The sequence below is a fragment of the Aeromonas enteropelogenes genome (assembly GCF_000819845.1).
In the GTDB taxonomy this organism is placed as follows: Bacteria; Pseudomonadota; Gammaproteobacteria; order Enterobacterales; family Aeromonadaceae; genus Aeromonas; species Aeromonas enteropelogenes.
Genome location: NZ_CDCG01000018.1, coordinates 325,664 through 342,673, shown reverse-complemented (window position 1 = coordinate 342,673; position 17,010 = coordinate 325,664). Strand labels below are relative to the sequence as shown.

Sequence of the window (17,010 nt, the reverse complement as noted above, 5' to 3'; positions counted from 1 at the left end):
TGTTCAGTATGTACTTAGCCCCAGTGGGTATAATATTGAGCTGCATTTTAAACTTGCGATTGAAATGGATTGTGTTTTTTTTCGCATGTTTTTTATTTTCGGTATTTTATGTATTTAGAGATAATCCACTATGGGCAATGCTATTACTCACATCGTATTTAGCTGCCTTACTAGTCGCCTTTGTTTTGAGGGAAGCTATAAACAAAATGTCATTATTTTATAACCGGCGTCGTTGAGCTTAAGTGTTAGCCCCTGTACTTGTTGAAAGTTCCTCTTAGTAGCGTTAGCATCTACCCAAGATGGCCAGAGTCTCCGTGACCTTGGCCTTTTTCATTCCTGGCCCGCCTTGTGCGGGCTTTGTCGTTTCTGGAGGGGGAAATGAGCAAAGAGGAAGGAATGGCGGCAGTGTGGATGGTTGGCGTCGCAACCGTAAGGTCTGGTCCACCGGTTGTCGTCTCGAGCATGAGTTTGGCGGGTTACTCACTCAACGACTGGGTTCTGGTGGCGACGTTGTTTTGGATCGCGGTGCAGGTCGTGTGGTTCATCTGGTCGAATTGCATCAAGCCACGTCTCCAGAAGAGAGGCTCAAAGTGAATAAGGTCCGCATTGCCATCGCGGCACTTGCGTTGAGCGCGGCGGGCTTTGTGGGGCTATTGAATCGGGAAGGGTATGAACCAGTGGCTTACCCCGACCCAGTCCATGGCACTCGGGTGCCCACCCTTGGGTTTGGGAGTACCGAGGGTGTCAGGATGGGCGACACCATCGACCCGGTGGCTGCCGTCAATAGAAGCCTCCGGGAGATACGGGAGTTTGAGCATGCACTCAAGCAATGTATCAAGGTCCCTCTCCATCAGTATGAATACGATGCCTATGTCGAGCTCTCCCACAACATCGGGCCCGGGGCCTTCTGCCGCTCTACTATCGTGAAACGCCTGAACGTGGGCGACTACCCGGGAGCCTGTGAGGCCATCTTGCTGTTCAAGCGTGCCGGCAATCAAGACTGCTCGGTACCGGGCAATCGGGTATGTGCTGGGCTATGGAAGGACCGGCTACGCCTTCATGCGAAGTGCAAGGGGGAGTGACAATGTTTAGCCCATATAGCGGTATGCTGCCGTTTTTGGCGGGTGCCCTGATTGTCATCGGGTTGGTTGGTGGTGGGACGGTGCTTTATCTGTCCGGGGACGCCAATGGCGAAGAAAGAGAGCGCAAGACCTGGCAAGCGAAGTGGAATGCCGAAGCGGCCAAGCTGGCAACGGCCCGGGTGAGAGCAGAGAGAACGGCTCGGGAAGAAGAGATGCGCCGACAGACTGAAATCAGTGAGGTGAAGAACCATGCACAAGCAAAGATCGCTCAAGCACAAGCTGATGCTGTTGCTGCTGGCCTTGAGTCTGACAAGTTGCGCCAGCAAGCCCGTCGCCTGGCTGCCCGAGCTAGTCAATGCGCCTGTGGTACCTGCGCTACCCAAGGAAGCCCGACAACCCAACAATCTGCCATGGTGCTCGCCGAGCTGCTCAGTCGGGCTGACAAGAGAGCGGGAGAGCTGGCGGCAGCGTATGACCGAGCTCGAGCCACAGGATTGGCCTGTGAGCGAGCCTACGACGCCCTCCGCACCGACACCATAGAACCCCGCCCATAACGGCGGGGTTGTTGTTTGTGGCAACAGGATGGGTAAACACATTGATTGGCAGGTGCTGCAGGCTGCATTTATACAGGAGCATGCCGAAACAGGGATTGCTGCCAAGGCGTGGTGTGCGCAGCGTGGCCTGAACTATCAGTCTGCCCGGCGTTATATCAAACCCCGAACTGCACAGTCAGGTGCGCAATCTGATGTGCGCTGTGCGCAAAAAAGTGCGCAGTTATCGGAACGCAAAATGCGCAATTCTGGCCAAAGTGCGCAATCTGCACAAACCACGAAGTCCTCGACTGACTCAGGCCAAAATGCGGGCAACATCTTGGCCAGTGGGCGAGATAAACATGGGCGTTTTATAAAGGGCCACAGGGAGTCCGTGGGGAATGCCGGTAACCCACACCCACCATCGAACATTAAGCCCGGCATGCAGATGACGAAAACCCATGGTGGTTACGCCAAATTCCTGGATGCCGATGAGCTATTCGATCAAGCCAAAGAGCTGAGGCTACGGGATGAGCTGCTGTTCACTCGAGCGCGAGCATTATCGGTCACCAAAAGCTTGAAGACATTGCAATATGAACTGGCTGCGGCGCAGGAGTTGAGCGACCGCATTGCTCTCTATGACAAGATCCTGAAAGCGGAGCAGGCCCTCGACCGGAACATTCAACGGATTGAATCCATCGAGCGCACCCTGAGTGCCTTGCGCATTGATGAGGTGAGCGCACCGAAGATTGAGGCTGACACCAAGCGGATTGATGCCGCAACTCGCAAATTGGAGGCTGAGGCGGAACGCCTGGAGCAGGATGGTGGCCGTCATGCAACCCCCGTTGGCGACATGCTCGAAGATCTGCAGGAAGCAGGCACTGGTGGGTTGATGCCGTGACCGAATTCATCGATATCTCCACTATGACCGAAGCGGAGCAACTGGCGGCCATCCGCGACAAACTCGGCGATAAGTGGTGGAGGATGAACAACCTCTACATGATCGAGAACGAGCAGGGGGAACTGGTGCGCTTCCGGTTGCGGCCCGCGCAGGAGCTGCTGTTCAGGACCATGTGGTGGCTGAACATCATCCTCAAGGCTCGCCAGCTGGGGTTCTCCACCGCCATCGATATCTACTTGCTGGATGAGGCGCTGTTCAACAAGAACCTAAAGTGCGGGATCATTGCCCATGACCTGACTGCCGCCGGAGAGATTTATCGTACCAAGATTGAAATCCCGTTCGATAACCTGCCCAGCTGGCTCAAAACCCAATTCAAGGTAGTGACCCGACGCGGCGGGGCGAATGGCGGCTATATCCTTTTCCGACACGGCTCAAGCATTCAAGTGGCCACGTCCTTCCGTTCTGGCACGGTCCAGCGCCTGCATGTCTCCGAGCACGGGAAAATCTGTGCCAAATACCCGGAGAAGGCCAAAGAATTGCGTACCGGTACCCTGCAGGCCATTCACCCGGGCGCTGTGGCATTCATCGAATCAACGGCCGAGGGCGTGGGTGGCGACTTCCATGCCTTGAGCATGCGAGCCCTCGAACTGGCCAAGGTTGGCGGTGCGCTGACTCACTTGGACTGGAAGTTCCACTTCTTCGCCTGGTGGCAGGACCCCAAGTATCGCACCGATGTGTCGGCCAACGGCATCACCATGAGCAAGGCCCAGGCAGCGTATTTCGATGCGGTAGAGCAGGCCATAGGTTGCACCATCTCGCCAGAGCAGCGCCAGTGGTATGTGCTGAAAGAAGTGAGCTTGGGCGACGAGATGAAACAGGAGTTTCCGAGCACCCCGCTGGAAGCATTCCTGACATCTGGCCGTCGGGTGTTTGCACCAGCAGCGACGATGCGCGCAGAGGGCGCGTGCAGGGCACCAGAGCTGGTCTATGACATAGATCCAGTGACCGGCAATCGTGAGCGGGCTAACTCTCCCGAGACGTTGGACGAACAAGGGCAGCGCACACTGATGAATATGCTCCTGGTGTGGGAACTACCCGACCAGGAAGAGGACTATGCCATTGGTGTCGATATCGCCGAGGGGCTGGAGCATGGCGACCGCAGCTCATTCGATGTGGTGAAACGCTCCAACGGAGAGCAGGTGGCACATTGGTTCGGATATCTCGACCCGGGGTTGCTGGCCATGCTGGCCAGCCATATCGGGCACTGGTATGGCTCCAAAGCGTATGGTCCTGCCTTCGTCGGTCCGGAACGTAACAACCACGGTCATGCGTTCCTGCTACGGCTACGAGACATCTACCCCACTCGGCGCATCTATGCCCAGGAGTACATCGATAGGGAAAGTGACGACGAGACGGACCGCATCGGTTGGCTTACGACGGCACAGAGCAAACCTATCATCGTTGACGGTCTCAAGGCCCTGCTGCGCTCCGGACAATCGGGGATCCGCTGGATAGGAACCGTCCATGAAGCGGCCTGCTTTGTCTACGACAAGCGGGGCCGGATGAATGCTCAGGACGGCTGCTTCGATGACCAGTTGATGAGCTACATGATTTCCCAAGAGATGCGGGCTCGTATGCCTGCACGCATCGTCAGAGACAACTCTCCACGCCAACAAACTCACTGGATGGCCCACTGATGAATGACATGACGACCAGGTCGCCGGTAAAGGGGCGACTCGATACGGCACGCCTGTTGGCGTTGATGAGCGATATCCAGGGCCAGCCCGACTGGCGTTCGTTCGCCAACTTGTGCTGCGCCTACTACGACAATGACCAACTTCCGCCCAGCGTAAAACAGGTACTCAAAGAACGCGGCCAACCCAACACTATTCACAACCTGATTGCACCAACGGTGGACGGGGTACTGGGTATGGAGGCCAAAACCCGCACCGATCTGATGGTCGTCGCCGATGATATCGAGGAGGAGTATGAGCTGCTGGCCGAGGCGGTGAACGCGGAGTTTGCCGATATGACTCGCCTGGGAGGATGTGACCGAGCTTGTGGAGAGGCCTACGCCAGCCAAATCAAGACAGGGATAGGTTGGGTTGAGGTGCGGCGAAACACGGACTTTTTCGGTCCACGTTTCCGGTTTGGTTTCGTACACCGGGATGAAGTGTTCTGGGACTGGCACTACAGGGAACTAGATCTATCAGACTGCCGCTGGTTGATGCGTCGCCGCTGGCTGGATCTCGACGAGGCTTGCACCATGTTCCCAAGTAAAGCGGAAGTGCTACGTTGTAGCGTCGGAGAAACCTGGCATGGCGTGGTGAGCCTGGCCGCGATAGAAGGCATGGATGCGAGTACGCAAAGTGCGTTTGACGAGTGGCAGCAGTTTGATGCCCGACAGGTAGAGTGGTGTAGCATCGACCGCAAGCGCTTGCTGCTGCAGGTTGTTTACTATCGCACCTACATTATTCGACGTGTGCTATTGCTCGAGACCGGGCGAGCGATTGAGTTTGATGAGCACAACGAATTGCATATGGCGGCCATTCGGTTGGGCCGAGGTGTCGTGGAACGCCAGCCAGTGGCGACCATTCGTGAGGCCTGGTTTGCCGGCCCCCATGCTCTGGTCGATCGTCCCTGCAGCGCACCACACAACATGTATCCCCTGGTGCCTTTCTGGGGATATCGCAAAGATCGTAGCCGCGAGCCGTATGGGCTGATAGCCAGAGCCATTCCTGCCCAGGATGAAGTGAACTTGCGTCGCATCAAGCTCACCTGGTTGCTGCAGGCGAAACGGGTGATCATGGACAAAGACGCTACCGACATGAGCCGTGTGCAAGTCCTGGAGGAGGTGGAGCGCGCTGATGGCCTGATTGAGCTCAACCCAGACCGCAAGAACAAGCAAACCATCTCTGATGTATTTCGGGTGGAGCAGGACTTCAATGTTGCCGCCCAGCAGTTCCAGGTGATGCAGGACAGCGTACAACTCATTCAGGATACCATGGGAGTCTATGCCGCTTATCTGGGGCAGGGCACAACAGGCCAGTCTGGTGTGGCCATTGCCAATCTGGTCGAGCAGGGCGCTACAACGCTGTCCGAAATCAACGACAACTACCGCTTCGGTCGGCAGATGGTGGGTCAGCTTGCCCTGGGTTACCTGATGGAAGAGCTGACCAAGCACCGGAATGTGAAAGTAGCCATCAACCGTGAGGACAAGGGCAACCGCAAGACCATCGTACTAAACGTGCCTGCAGGGGAGGGACTGACCAATGATGTCTCTCGCTTGCGTGCCCACATTGCCCTGGCGCCTATCCAGCAGACGCCTGCCTACAAACAACAACTGGCCGAACGGATGATGGAGGTGATGATCCGACTCCCCCCGGAAGCGCAAGTTGCCTGTTTTGACATGCTGGTTGAACTGATGGATGTGCCAAACAAACATGAATTTGCCGATCGGGTACGCAATGCCATGGGGATTGCCAAACCGGCAGAGCAGATGACGCCCGAGGAACAACAGGCCGCGCAGCTGTTGGCGCAGGAGCAACAGCTTCAACAAGCGCTGGCCATGCGGGAGGCGGTTGCCAAGGTGACCGAGATTGAGGCCCGTGCCGCCAAGTGGCAAAACGAAGCCCTGCGTCTGCAGAAGCTTATTGACTCGATGCGCTTTGATGACGCCCTCAAGCAGGCCAACACCGGGAGGGTGTTACAGGAGATGGCATTAATGCAACAAGAGGAAGAGCAGCTTTCAACCGAGCGTGCGGTGCTGCAGGCTCAGCTTGAACAGACTATTCAGCAACAAATCGATGATATTAAAATTTGATGTTGTTGATTTTTTGAGCTATGAGCATTAGCCTTCTTCTGGCGTTATTCGACTTGCCCTGTTTGGGCGTTTGAATGCTATCAGTAGCGTGTGATATCGATCGAATAACCGCCATGGCGCCCCAAATGAAAACCGTTTGGCTCGTATAGTGACACTTGTTCTTTTAGCCCGCTTCTTGGAGTGGGCTTTTTTGTATCCGGCTCAGCTGGAGAGTTTTACAAAGCGAGACCGACGCGATCCCGCTCTAGGGTTGTTGCATTTATCGCCAGCTAGCGTTAGGATTTTCCCATAATCGCCCAATCTCTTCAGGTTGGGCGTTTTCATTTCAAAACCCGGCTACCCTGCCGGGTTTTTGCTTGGTGCGAAACATGACTGATACCGGCTAGCGTCCTGAGCGATAGAAGAAAGAACTTTGCCCGCCTTGTGCGGGCTTTTTTGTACCCGGCCTCAGCCGGAGAGCGCTTTCACGCAGAGCATTCTCCCGCTTGGGCAGCGATACCACCCACAAACACCACGAGGACAGCAATGGATACCATCGACTTTGACAATCTGACTGGCGCCGAATCACTTGAAGAGCTTGAAGCCGCCCTGAACGCTCTGGAAGACGAAGAAGAGCACGTAGAGCAGCAAGAGCAAGTTGAGCAACCCAGCACCGATGAAAAGGGCGAACAGACCGCGCCGCCGGCGGCCGAGGAGCAGGGTCAGGATAAGGTGAACCAAGATGACCAGCAGAGTGATGAGCTGGAAACCGACAAGGTCATTCTATCTAAAGATGGCAAACATCAGATCCCTTACGACGTGCTCGAGGCCGAGCGTGCACAACGGCAGGCGTTGGCCGCCGAGAATGCACAACTCAAGACCGAGGTCGTTGAGAGGGAGCGGCTGCAAGCTTTGCTGGATAAGCACGGTATCAATCCCGATACCGACCCGGATGCGCTCAATCTCGAGGACATCGAGCAACTGGCCCAGGACTATCCCGAGATCGGGAAAGTCCTGACCGGTATTGCCAAGCGTCTCGATAAGTTGACCCAACCCACTTACCAGCAACATGAGCAGCCGCTGGTCAACGCTATCCCTGACGATGTTCAGACTGCACTGCAGGCGGTACCTGAACTCGCAACCTGGATGGAGCATGATCAGGATCGCGCCACCTTTGCCGTGTCGGTCGATGAACGGCTGAAAGCTGATCCCATGTGGAAAAACAAACCCCTGACGGAACGTTTTGCGGAAGTGACCAAACGTACCAAGGCTGCTTTTGGCGACATGGTGGAGCCGCCAGCTCCTCCCGCCAGTGAACCGGCCCCAGATACGCTTGTGGAGCAAGACCACATTCCGTCCAGTCCGTCAGATCTCGGTCAGTCCGTGCAGCATGAAAGCACACTCGAAAAGTATGGCGCTATGAGCCAAGAGCAATTGATGGCAGAAATGTCCAACATGAGTGCAGCTCAAATCGAGGAGCTACTCGCGGAACATGACCTGTAACAACACCACATCCACTCAATTCAACCCCGGCCCCGAGCCGGGGTTTTTGTTTGGTAGGAGAGGATCATGACCCAAGTGACCCAGGCGCAAGCCAACAAAATTATGCAGGTAGCCCTCTTTACCGAGGCCAACCGCGCCCACTCCCTTGTCAATATGCTGACCGAGCCAGCCCCCAAGGGGGTGAAGATCAACGGTGGCAAACAAACCAGTCACGGCGCCCCCGTAGTACGTGTGACCGACCTGACCAAGCAGGCTGGCACAGAAGTAGACATGCAGATCTTCCATCAACTGTCCCGTCGTCCGACTATGGGCGATAAGAAAATTGCTGGTCGCCTGGAGAACCTCTCCCAAGCGGACTTCGGACTCATCATTAATCAGACCCGTCATGGTGTGGATGCCGGCGGAAAGATGAGTCAGAAACGTACCAAGCATGACCTTCGCCAAGTTGCGCGCACCTTGCTGACGGATGGTTATTACGGCCGTTTGACCGATCAGCGAGGCATGATCCAGCTGGCTGGTGCCCGCGGCGACTACATTGCTGACGACATTATTGTCCCGCTGGTCTCAGATCCTGAGTTCAATGAGATCATGATCAACCCAATCACAGCACCAACCTATGAGCGCCACTTCTTCGGGGGGGATGCCACCACTTTCGAGGCGATCGATGAAGCGGATCGCTTCAATCTGGGCTGTGTGGACAACATGGCGTTGTTCCTGGCCGAGATGGCTAACCCGATCCAGCCCATTCGTATGGCCTCTGATCCCTCTGGTGGAGAGCCTCTCTACTTGCTCTATGTGACACCTCGCCAATGGCATGATTTCTACACCTCCAGTACAGGTAAGGACTGGCAAGCGATGCTGGCAGCGGTGACAGAGCGAAGCAAAGGATGGAACCATCCCATATTCCGGGGTGAGGGAGCGATGTGGCGCAAGCTCTTGGTCAAGCCATATGAAGGAATGCCGATCCGCTTTAACCAGGGAAGCAACGTCAAGGTATGCACCGCTAACTCAGAAATAGGCATCGCCGCAGAGAGCACGGCTAAAACCACCATCGACCGCGCCATCCTCCTTGGTGGTCAAGCACTTGCCAATGCCTTTGGCTCAGGTGAGCAAGGCGGCGCCTTCGGTATGCACGAGGAAAAAACGGACCATGGCAACGCAACCGAGCTCTCGATCCACTGGATTAGTGGCTTGCAAAAGATCCGTTTCAAACAGAAGAACGGCAATGTGCAGGACCACGGTTGCATGGTGCTCGACACGGCAGTGAGCCCGGTAGTCCGCTAACAACCAATCCTTCGTTATGACAGAAAGAGGGCACTCTCATGGCAACAAACAGCCTACGCCGCTGGTTCAACGGCACGTTCGGCAACCTCTCAACCTCTCCGTCGCTGATGGTCACCCTTACAGCGCTGCCAGCAGAAGCGGTAGTTATGTTTGATGAACCGGTAGAGCCAAACATCAAGGTGATAGGGGTTTCCCTTATCACCACGGCACTTGGTGCCAACACCAAGCTGACGGTGAAAGTGGGCGGAACCATTATCATCAATGCGCTTAACTCCGCTGCAGCAATTTACAGCATCATCCCGGTGGATGATGTGATGACTCAGGAAAGAGAGGGTATCTCGCTAACCATCAGTGGCGGTGCTGCGACAGGTACAGTGAAGCTCAAGTTGCTCTATGAGGTGGTGGGCAATTTGTAAGGTTGTCTCAGCCACAAGGCCCGGCACAAGCCGGGCTTTTCTTTTGCCTGACAGGAGATAAAGCTGTGAGCGATAAGATCGCAATTGTCTATATCGGCGATAAGCCGATGAAAAAAGACACCGTCACTGGTTCCCACTTGGTATTCCCTCGTCATGAGCTGGTGGATGTAGAGAGCCACATTGCCATGCAACTTTTGGCGTTTCCGACTGTGTGGCGTCGAGGTGAGGAACGGGAGGACGTACTGGCCGCGCAAGCGGCTTCTGCAAAGGCCGCAGCCGAAGAGGCCGTGCGTGCCCATGAAGATGCTTTACGAATGGCAGCCGAGCAAAGCATGGTTGTCGTCCATCTGGGGCTGGATCTGGCCAAAATGACATCGGCGCAATTGGCGACGGTGGCAGAGAAGTACCTACTCGACATGAAACAGGGCTCCAATGAGCGTGTGGATGAGTTTCGTGTTCGAGTCCGCGATGCCCTGCGCGCGCAACAGGGTGGTGAGTAATGAGGGCTGTGCTGGACAACCGGTTGGTGGATCCTGCACCGCTAATCTCGTTGGTTCGTCAGCGGGTATCCGGTCCGCTGGACAGCATCATTCGCCAGGCACTTATCCGTACCGCAATCGACTTTTGCAAGCGAAGCGCCTTGATCCACCTGGAGCGACGCTTTGATCAGGTGCTGGAGGGGCAGACGGTGAGTTTTGCCAAGGCCTGCAGCATCAACCGTCAGGCTCGTCAGTCTGCTCATGAACCGCAAGTTACTGGTGCGGTGATCCATCGTATTACCGCAGGAGAGCAGCTCCTGACGGCTGGCGAGCACTATCATGTTCAATCGGCTGAATCGATCAGGTTTCTGGTATCCCTTCAGGACATCTGCATTGTCGGTGCGATCGAATCCCTGCCAACGGCGACGTTGATCCCGGCGGCATTGGTTGAGGATTATGCCGAGGCTATCGCTGATGGGACGGCTGCGATATTGCAGTGCCAGCCTGGCAAACCATGGACCAACCTCGAACTTGCCCAACTCAACCAGTTAAGGTTTAACGAGGCGGTCAGAGAGGCCTTCCGCTTTCGACTCGAACAAACCGCGAATGCCAGGCCGCTCAACCCTTCACATCGGCGCAGGACCTTTTACTGAGGTGAGAGTGTGAGCACGATCAAATCACTGCTGGAACGTGTCTCAATCGAACTGACTGACAAGGAACGAGTGAGTTGGCCCCTGGACGCATTGCTGAGTTACTACAACAGTGCCATTGCGGCAATCGCCAACTATCGCCCTGATATTTTTGCCCAAACGCTCACCTTCATCTGTGTGGCGGGGACTCGCCAGCCCATTCCCGCTGGCGGTATCAAGCTGATAGAGGTAGAGCGCAACACGGGTGGGCGCAAGATCCGCTTTTTTGAGCGAGGGGTTCTGGATGACCTGGATCCCGAGTGGATGATGGGGGTGGGGGCCAGTGAAGCAGAAGCCTACTTATATGAGCCCACCAACCCACGGACCTTCTGGCTTTATCCCGGCGTGGCGGCGGGTGTGAAAATTGATCTCGTGCTGAGTATTTTACCGCCTCCTGTCACGCTCACTGAACACGATACCGGCAAGCCACTGCAGGTAGATGACACCTTCCTGACGCCATGCATGGACTGGATCATCTATCGCGCCTATATGCGTGACTCCGAACAAACGGCTAATTCTGTCCGAAGCCAGCTACACCTCAAGGCGTTTGCCGAGTATCTCGGTATCAAAATCGAGACCGACGGCACACTGGTATCCATTCGAGATAAAAAATTTCAGACCAACCAGGGGTAACTCATGATCCAGATGAACGGTGTGATCGCCGACCCGACTGGTAAACCAGTGCCCGGGGCGCTTATTGAGTTGCGAGCACTCAACACCACCAATGAAGTGCTGATGGGCTCAGTGCTGACCTTCAAATGCGATCCCACTGGCGAATACCGTTTCCAACTCGCCATCGGTACCTACGATGTTTATAGCCAGAATGACCTGTGTGGTGACATGGATTATTTAGGCATTGGTAGCGTGACGGCACAAAGTCATGAAGGTCCGTTGAACAGTATCCTGGTTGATAACGGTATTAACTTGACGCCTCCGCTGCTTGAAAAGGCGATTGAGGCGATGAACCGAGCCGAATCGGCTGCAAACAGTGCAGCGAGTGATAAGCAGCAAACGGGTAAAGATGTGATTGCGACTGGGCTCGCGAGTCGTACTGCGACTGAACAGGCGACGGCAGCTGCGTCATCTGCTTTGAACGCAGGCAATGCTGAAAAGGGGGTAACAGAGAAAGCGACGACAATAGATCAACACGCTAAAGAAGTCGCTGATCATGCAACTCGGATTGCTGCACAGTCGGCAGAAGTAACAAAATCCGCGACGGATGTTGCTCAACAATCCACGTCTGTCGCCAGTGCCCTGTCATCCGTTAAAGAAATGCACGATGTGGTGGTTGCGAAAACGGCTCAATCCCGGGCCGCAGCAGATACTGCCAGTGAAAAAGCCAGTCAAACGGCGCAAGACCAAGCTCATGCTGGTAACAGTGCGCAACGTGCGAGTTCGGCAGAGGGGATGGCTGAAGCATGGGCTCAGACGCCCGAAAATAGCGATGTCAAAGGGCGTCCCGGTGAGTTTTCGGCGCTGCACTGGGCGCTGCAGGCACAAAAATGGGCCAAGGCCATCACCTCGCAGCTGGTGTGGTTGGGCGGCTGGAATGCGGCTGCCGGCGCACCGCCGGCCCCGCTGGCTAATCAGGGGATCCCATTTTATCGGATATCCCATGACGGTGTGATCGGTGCGGTGAGTTACCTGGCTGGCGATTACCTGCACTGGGACCCGGCGACGGCCAGCTGGTTCAAGATTGATGGTACCGATGCGGTGGTGTCGGTCAACGGCATGAATGGGGCGGTGGTGCTTGGTGCGGTGGATGTCGGGGCCAGACCCGCCAGCTGGGCTCCGGGGTGGGAAGAGATCACGAACAAACCAGTGACGATGCCCCCCTCTGAACACAGTCATCCCTGGTCTCAACTGTCTGAAGTGCCTTCCTATGCGTCCCGTTGGCCTGCTTGGGGTGAGGTAACTGACAAACCTGATCTGGCTGCGGCGAACCATACCCATGCTTACATGGCGGATGGTGGCCATTATGGCACTGTCACCTTGAGCAACTGGATTCGGACCACTGGCCAAACCGGCTGGTTTAACGCCAGTTACGGCGGCGGCATTCACATGACGGATACGGCGTGGGTGCGCACGTACAACGGCAAGAAGTTCTATGTTGCCAACACGGAGGAGAACGCCATCGCTACCGCTGGCGGCATCTATGTTGAGGGCAACGGGAGCTTTGCTGATGTCTACATCCGCTCAGATCTTCGTCTCAAGCAAAATTTAGAACCGATCACCGGTGCCCTGGACAAGGTCAAGTTGATCACAGGGCAGCTCTATGACAAGGCAGGGAAGCGGGAGGCAGGTTTGATCGCCCAGGACGTGATGGTGGTTCAACCTGAATCTGTTTATCTCAATGAGGATGGCTATCTGTCCCTGGCGTATGCAGGGGTCATCGCGCTGATTCTTGAGGCCATCAAGGAGCTGGACAGAAAAGTGGAAGCGCTTCATGGCCGTCCCCAATAAACCCTTCTGGTTATCCCAAGCCAACAGCGAATTTGAAGGCAATGGGTGGGCTTCCAACATCCTCAAAAAAGCCTACTTGCCAACGCCCGGGCTTGTCGGAGACCTTGCTGGCAAATCCGCATTTGTCTCAATTATCGGGGAACCTGGCAGCCCTATTGGAGAAAATGAGGATGGGATGCTTTATTTCTGGCGTTCAGCTAATGACATCTGGGCCGGTGGAACAGGTATCTCCGATATTCAGATCACTAGAGGCATGTGCCAGATCAGGATCCGTTACACAGGGGGAGGTGATGACGGGACGATGATTTTTTCCGGGGCAGAGAGCAACGTCGCATTTAGTCCAGATGAAACAAAACGAGGCGTCGGATGTCTTGCCCCGGATTTACCTGGGGATAAGGCCATTACAGTAGCCATAGACTTCATTTCAAAAGAGACCGTGGTTGAAACGATGTTCGTTACTGTTAAAAGTTTCCGTGCTTCTTGAGGCGCTATATGAACAACAGTGTATCCCGATACCTCTTTCGCGTGATGGTCGCCATAGATCAGCTTGGTAATACCTTGTTGGGAGGCCGGCCTGACGAAACCCTCTCTGGCAATGTAGGTTACAACGCTAAACAGGGTAAAGCATGGGCGTTAAGGCTAGAGAAAGTCATCAACTTCATCATGCGGAACCCTACACACTGCCGGGACTGCATTGAATACGACGAGCGCAAAGTCCCGCTGCGTAATGCCTGGTGAACTTGCTCGCCATTAACAACCATTAGTTTGATATCACGGTCACTTGGCCCTGTGCTATCGAGCGGATTTTTCATCTCAGAGTTCAGAGAAGAAGCCTCATGCCACTGATCGACATCGTGACCATGCGCGGTATGGTGCCGCGTGTGGCAGATCATCTATTGCCAGACGAGGCGGCCATCCTGGCACAGGATTGTCATTTTGATCGTGGGGTCGTGGCGCCGTTGATGGGTGACAAGCCAGTTGGTATGACGCTGCCGATGGTTCCCGTGACGCTGTTTCACTATTACGGGGAGCACTGGTTTACCTGGGATAAGCTGGTGGAAGTAATGCGATCGCCTATCGCACAGGATCAGTACAACCGGGTTTACTTTACCGACAGTGACTTCCCCAAGCTGACCTATGACACGATTGCCACCGGTGGCAGCACCAAGCCAACTTCATGGTATCGCCTCGGTGTGCCTGCGCCGGCTACCCCTCCCAATATGCAGTCCATTACCCCTCCGTCTGAAGCGAAGGATGATGATCCTACGGATGACGAGACTCGGTTCTATGTCGAAACCTATGTGACCGCAGTGGGCGAAGAGGGGGCGCCAGGTCCAGCCAGCGGCAAGATCACCATCACTGTTCCTGGCTCGACAGTCGTCGTTGCGCTTTCTCCCGTTCCGACCAACAACAGCAATATCACTCGGCGACGCCTTTACCGCTCTGTGGCGGGGGGCGGGATAGCGGATTTCCTGCTGGCTGCGGATCTTCCCATTGCGACTGTGACCCACAGTGATAGCAAGAAAGAAGAGGAGCTGGGCCCCCCGCTCGAGACCTTTGATTACGCCATGCCGCCTAATGCCATGCGGGGAATTTGTCAGATGGCTAATGGGATCTGCGCTGGGTTTCTCGACAATGCGGTGCTGTTTTCAGAACCCTTCTTACCCTATGCCTGGCCGGATAAGTACAAGCTGACGACTGAGCATGACATTGTGGCGATAGCAGCTATCGACACGGCTCTGGTGGTGGGAACCAAGGGTTACCCCTATCTGTTTCAAGGGGTGTCACCGTCTGCCATCACGGGTCAGAAGCTATCGTCGCTGCAGCAAGCATGTATCAATGCGCGGTCCATGGTGGCGCTGGATGGCCTGGTGCTTTATGCCTCCCCGGATGGGTTGGTTGGGGTTGGGGCCGATGGGGGGCATTTGGTGACCGAGAAGATGATCACCCGCTCGCAGTGGCAAGCGTTGGGGCCTGACAGCTTGAGAGCCTGGTACAGCGAAGGGAAGTATGTTGCCCTGACCGATACCCATGGGTTTGTGTTCGACCCCAAATCAGGAGATCTACGCTGGCTCTCTGGTCGCTGGGATGCGGCCGTGTCGGATATGCAGCGCGATGCGTTGATACTGGCCAAGGGCAATCAGGTGTTCCAGTGGCATGCGGAGGTGACGCCACTTTCCCTACGTTGGCGCTCCAAGGTATTTATTCTGCCACCTGGGGTACGTCTGGCAGCCGCTCACCTGATGGGAGAGCAATTGGCCCTGGTCGGCTTTGTGCTCTTGGTGGATGGCGTGAAGGTGTTTGAGCTGGCGCCTGGCAGCGTGCCTGCGACGGCATTCAGGTTACCCCCCGTACGGGGCCGACGGTGGCAAATTGAGGTATACGGAACCGCGTCGGTCGAACGGATCACCCTGGGTGGGAGTATTGCGGAGGTATCCGCATCATGAAGAAGCCGACGTTTCGTGCCAGTAATACCCCACTGGGGTTGACTGAAAACATGCAGATCCTGACCGGCCAGAAGGGAGATCGCCTTGATAAGGCGCTGACGCTACGAGACGCCGCCGCCTTTGGCATACTCAATCTACGCCGCTCGAGCAGTGGCGTGATTGAGCCGGAGTTACCAACGGTTCCACCGACGGATCCCGAGTGGTCAGGTGTTCAGCCGCCCGTCTCGCCGACGAATGTCACCGCAACAGGGGCATTTCACACCGTTACGTTGACGTGGGATATCCCCGCCTACCGAGGGCACGCTTACGCCGAAATATTGCGGGCAGAAGTGGATAACCCTGCCAATGCGATAGCTGTCGGCACTACGCTGACCAATGTCTACGCTGACACGGTGGGGAAAGGGTTTGAGGCCTTTTACTGGGTCCGATTCATCAACAAGAATGGCCTGGCCGGCCCCTTGAGCAGCACTGCTGGCTTAAAGACAAGCACCAGCCCAGACGTGGATGAGATCATTGCTTCTGCCTCACGTTTTGCCATCTATAACCCGGCGAAGCCTGCCGAGAAAGAGATCATCTTCGGGGTCACCGATGAGGGAAAGGTGGCCATTCGTGAAGCCGTGATCAAGGCTGCGACCATTCAGATCATCCATTCCGAGAAAATTACAGCCGACTCTATCAAGGCGGGGGTGAGCATCAGCGCACCGCTCATTACAGGCGGGCAGTTTGATATGGGTAACGCCTTTATGGCGGGAGGGTCAGCAGGGTTTGGCAAAGGAGGACCCTATTCCGGCTGGGGGGCAGGCTGGAATACCATCATCTATGCCGATGGAAATATCTACAGCAATCGGCTCCAGGCTGAAGGGGGATACCTTAAGAACATGACAGTCGGTAACTGCACGGTGGAAGAAGACTGTGTTGTGAAGGGCGTGACCTATGCGGATAAAATCATCGGAGGTATCGCTCAGGCAGTTACCAAACCCTGTAACCAATACAGGTTTGATAGTCCAATTAACGAACAAACGGTCACGTTAGCCACGTTCAATATTAGTGAACCCAGTATTCGCCCTGCAGATATCTTGTTTATTGACGGGGTTGTGCCCGTATTTGTGCAAGAAGGTCTACCGATACACCCAAACCAGCCCAGCGGTTCCTACGCCAGGTTTGGTTACAGGTTGAATAATGGTGATATCAGCTATTTTGAGTTTGGCGTCAGAAATTTTTCCGTCACGCTTCCCGCCAATTTCACTGGCAGTATTGAGCTAATTTTGACCTTCTTTCTTGCTAACAGCGGGGCATTTTCTACTGTCGTTATCCCTGGTTTTAACAAGGTACCTAACCCCGTAAACTGGCCAATCATCGCTTTGATCATGTATCGCATTGGTAATTTGACATGACACCACTGCATCGAATTGCT

The 17,010-nt window shown here is 55.3% G+C and carries 16 protein-coding genes; all 16 read left to right on the top strand.

Translation table 11 applies throughout. From position 1 onward, the window contains the following. Nucleotides 1–407: 407 nt before the first annotated feature. Nucleotides 408–1,082 (top strand): lysozyme, encoded by a 675-nt coding sequence (locus BN1123_RS08275; protein WP_231555601.1) that lies wholly within the window; start codon nucleotides 408–410, stop codon nucleotides 1,080–1,082. 2 nt (nucleotides 1,083–1,084) lie between these two features. Further along, nucleotides 1,085–1,636 carry a DUF2514 domain-containing protein gene (locus BN1123_RS08270; protein ID WP_042026356.1) on the top strand — a complete coding sequence of 184 codons (552 nt, stop codon included), beginning with the start codon at nucleotides 1,085–1,087 and terminating at the stop codon, nucleotides 1,634–1,636. Between the two features lie 28 nt (nucleotides 1,637–1,664). After that, nucleotides 1,665–2,513: a hypothetical protein gene (locus BN1123_RS08265; RefSeq protein ID WP_042026355.1), complete on the top strand. Its 849-nt coding sequence runs from the start codon at nucleotides 1,665–1,667 to the stop codon at nucleotides 2,511–2,513. Then, complete coding sequence (locus tag BN1123_RS08260) at nucleotides 2,510–4,210, top strand: terminase large subunit (RefSeq protein ID WP_224212379.1); 1,701 nt, start codon at nucleotides 2,510–2,512, stop codon at nucleotides 4,208–4,210. The genes BN1123_RS08265 and BN1123_RS08260 overlap by 4 nt, the downstream gene beginning before the upstream one ends. Next, nucleotides 4,210–6,336, top strand: a complete 2,127-nt coding sequence (locus tag BN1123_RS08255) for a portal protein (RefSeq protein ID WP_042026354.1) — start codon at nucleotides 4,210–4,212, stop codon at nucleotides 6,334–6,336. The genes BN1123_RS08260 and BN1123_RS08255 overlap by 1 nt, the downstream gene beginning before the upstream one ends. Before the next feature lie 525 nt (nucleotides 6,337–6,861). Beyond that, nucleotides 6,862–7,818: a hypothetical protein gene (locus BN1123_RS08250; RefSeq protein WP_042026353.1), complete on the top strand. Its 957-nt coding sequence runs from the start codon at nucleotides 6,862–6,864 to the stop codon at nucleotides 7,816–7,818. Nucleotides 7,819–7,884: 66 nt separating this feature from the next. Continuing rightward, nucleotides 7,885–9,102, top strand: coding sequence for a phage capsid family protein (locus BN1123_RS08245; RefSeq protein WP_042026352.1), 1,218 nt, complete (start codon nucleotides 7,885–7,887; stop codon nucleotides 9,100–9,102). A gap of 38 nt (nucleotides 9,103–9,140) precedes the next feature. Next, entirely contained in the window at nucleotides 9,141–9,518 is a 378-nt protein-coding gene (locus tag BN1123_RS08240) for a hypothetical protein (protein WP_042026351.1), read from the top strand. 65 nt (nucleotides 9,519–9,583) lie between these two features. Next, nucleotides 9,584–10,018: a hypothetical protein gene (locus BN1123_RS08235; protein WP_042026349.1), complete on the top strand. Its 435-nt coding sequence runs from the start codon at nucleotides 9,584–9,586 to the stop codon at nucleotides 10,016–10,018. Then, the gene (locus BN1123_RS08230; protein WP_042026347.1) at nucleotides 10,018–10,650 is read left to right on the top strand and encodes a hypothetical protein; all 633 of its coding nucleotides are present in this window, start codon (nucleotides 10,018–10,020) and stop codon (nucleotides 10,648–10,650) included. The genes BN1123_RS08235 and BN1123_RS08230 overlap by 1 nt, the downstream gene beginning before the upstream one ends. Before the next feature lie 9 nt (nucleotides 10,651–10,659). Further along, on the top strand, nucleotides 10,660–11,319 hold the full coding sequence (locus BN1123_RS08225; RefSeq protein ID WP_082037496.1) for a phage adaptor protein: 660 nt from the start codon (nucleotides 10,660–10,662) through the stop codon (nucleotides 11,317–11,319). 3 nt (nucleotides 11,320–11,322) lie between these two features. Further along, the gene (locus tag BN1123_RS08220) at nucleotides 11,323–13,149 is read left to right on the top strand and encodes a prophage tail fiber N-terminal domain-containing protein (protein WP_042026345.1); all 1,827 of its coding nucleotides are present in this window, start codon (nucleotides 11,323–11,325) and stop codon (nucleotides 13,147–13,149) included. Then, nucleotides 13,133–13,633, top strand: coding sequence for a hypothetical protein (locus BN1123_RS08215; protein ID WP_042026343.1), 501 nt, complete (start codon nucleotides 13,133–13,135; stop codon nucleotides 13,631–13,633). The genes BN1123_RS08220 and BN1123_RS08215 overlap by 17 nt, the downstream gene beginning before the upstream one ends. A gap of 8 nt (nucleotides 13,634–13,641) precedes the next feature. Then, on the top strand, nucleotides 13,642–13,887 hold the full coding sequence (locus BN1123_RS08210; RefSeq protein ID WP_042026342.1) for a hypothetical protein: 246 nt from the start codon (nucleotides 13,642–13,644) through the stop codon (nucleotides 13,885–13,887). 98 nt (nucleotides 13,888–13,985) lie between these two features. Further along, the gene (locus tag BN1123_RS08205; protein ID WP_042026340.1) at nucleotides 13,986–15,596 is read left to right on the top strand and encodes a hypothetical protein; all 1,611 of its coding nucleotides are present in this window, start codon (nucleotides 13,986–13,988) and stop codon (nucleotides 15,594–15,596) included. After that, the gene (locus BN1123_RS08200) at nucleotides 15,593–16,990 is read left to right on the top strand and encodes a hypothetical protein (protein WP_042026338.1); all 1,398 of its coding nucleotides are present in this window, start codon (nucleotides 15,593–15,595) and stop codon (nucleotides 16,988–16,990) included. The genes BN1123_RS08205 and BN1123_RS08200 overlap by 4 nt, the downstream gene beginning before the upstream one ends. The last annotated feature ends 20 nt before the right edge of the window (nucleotides 16,991–17,010 follow it).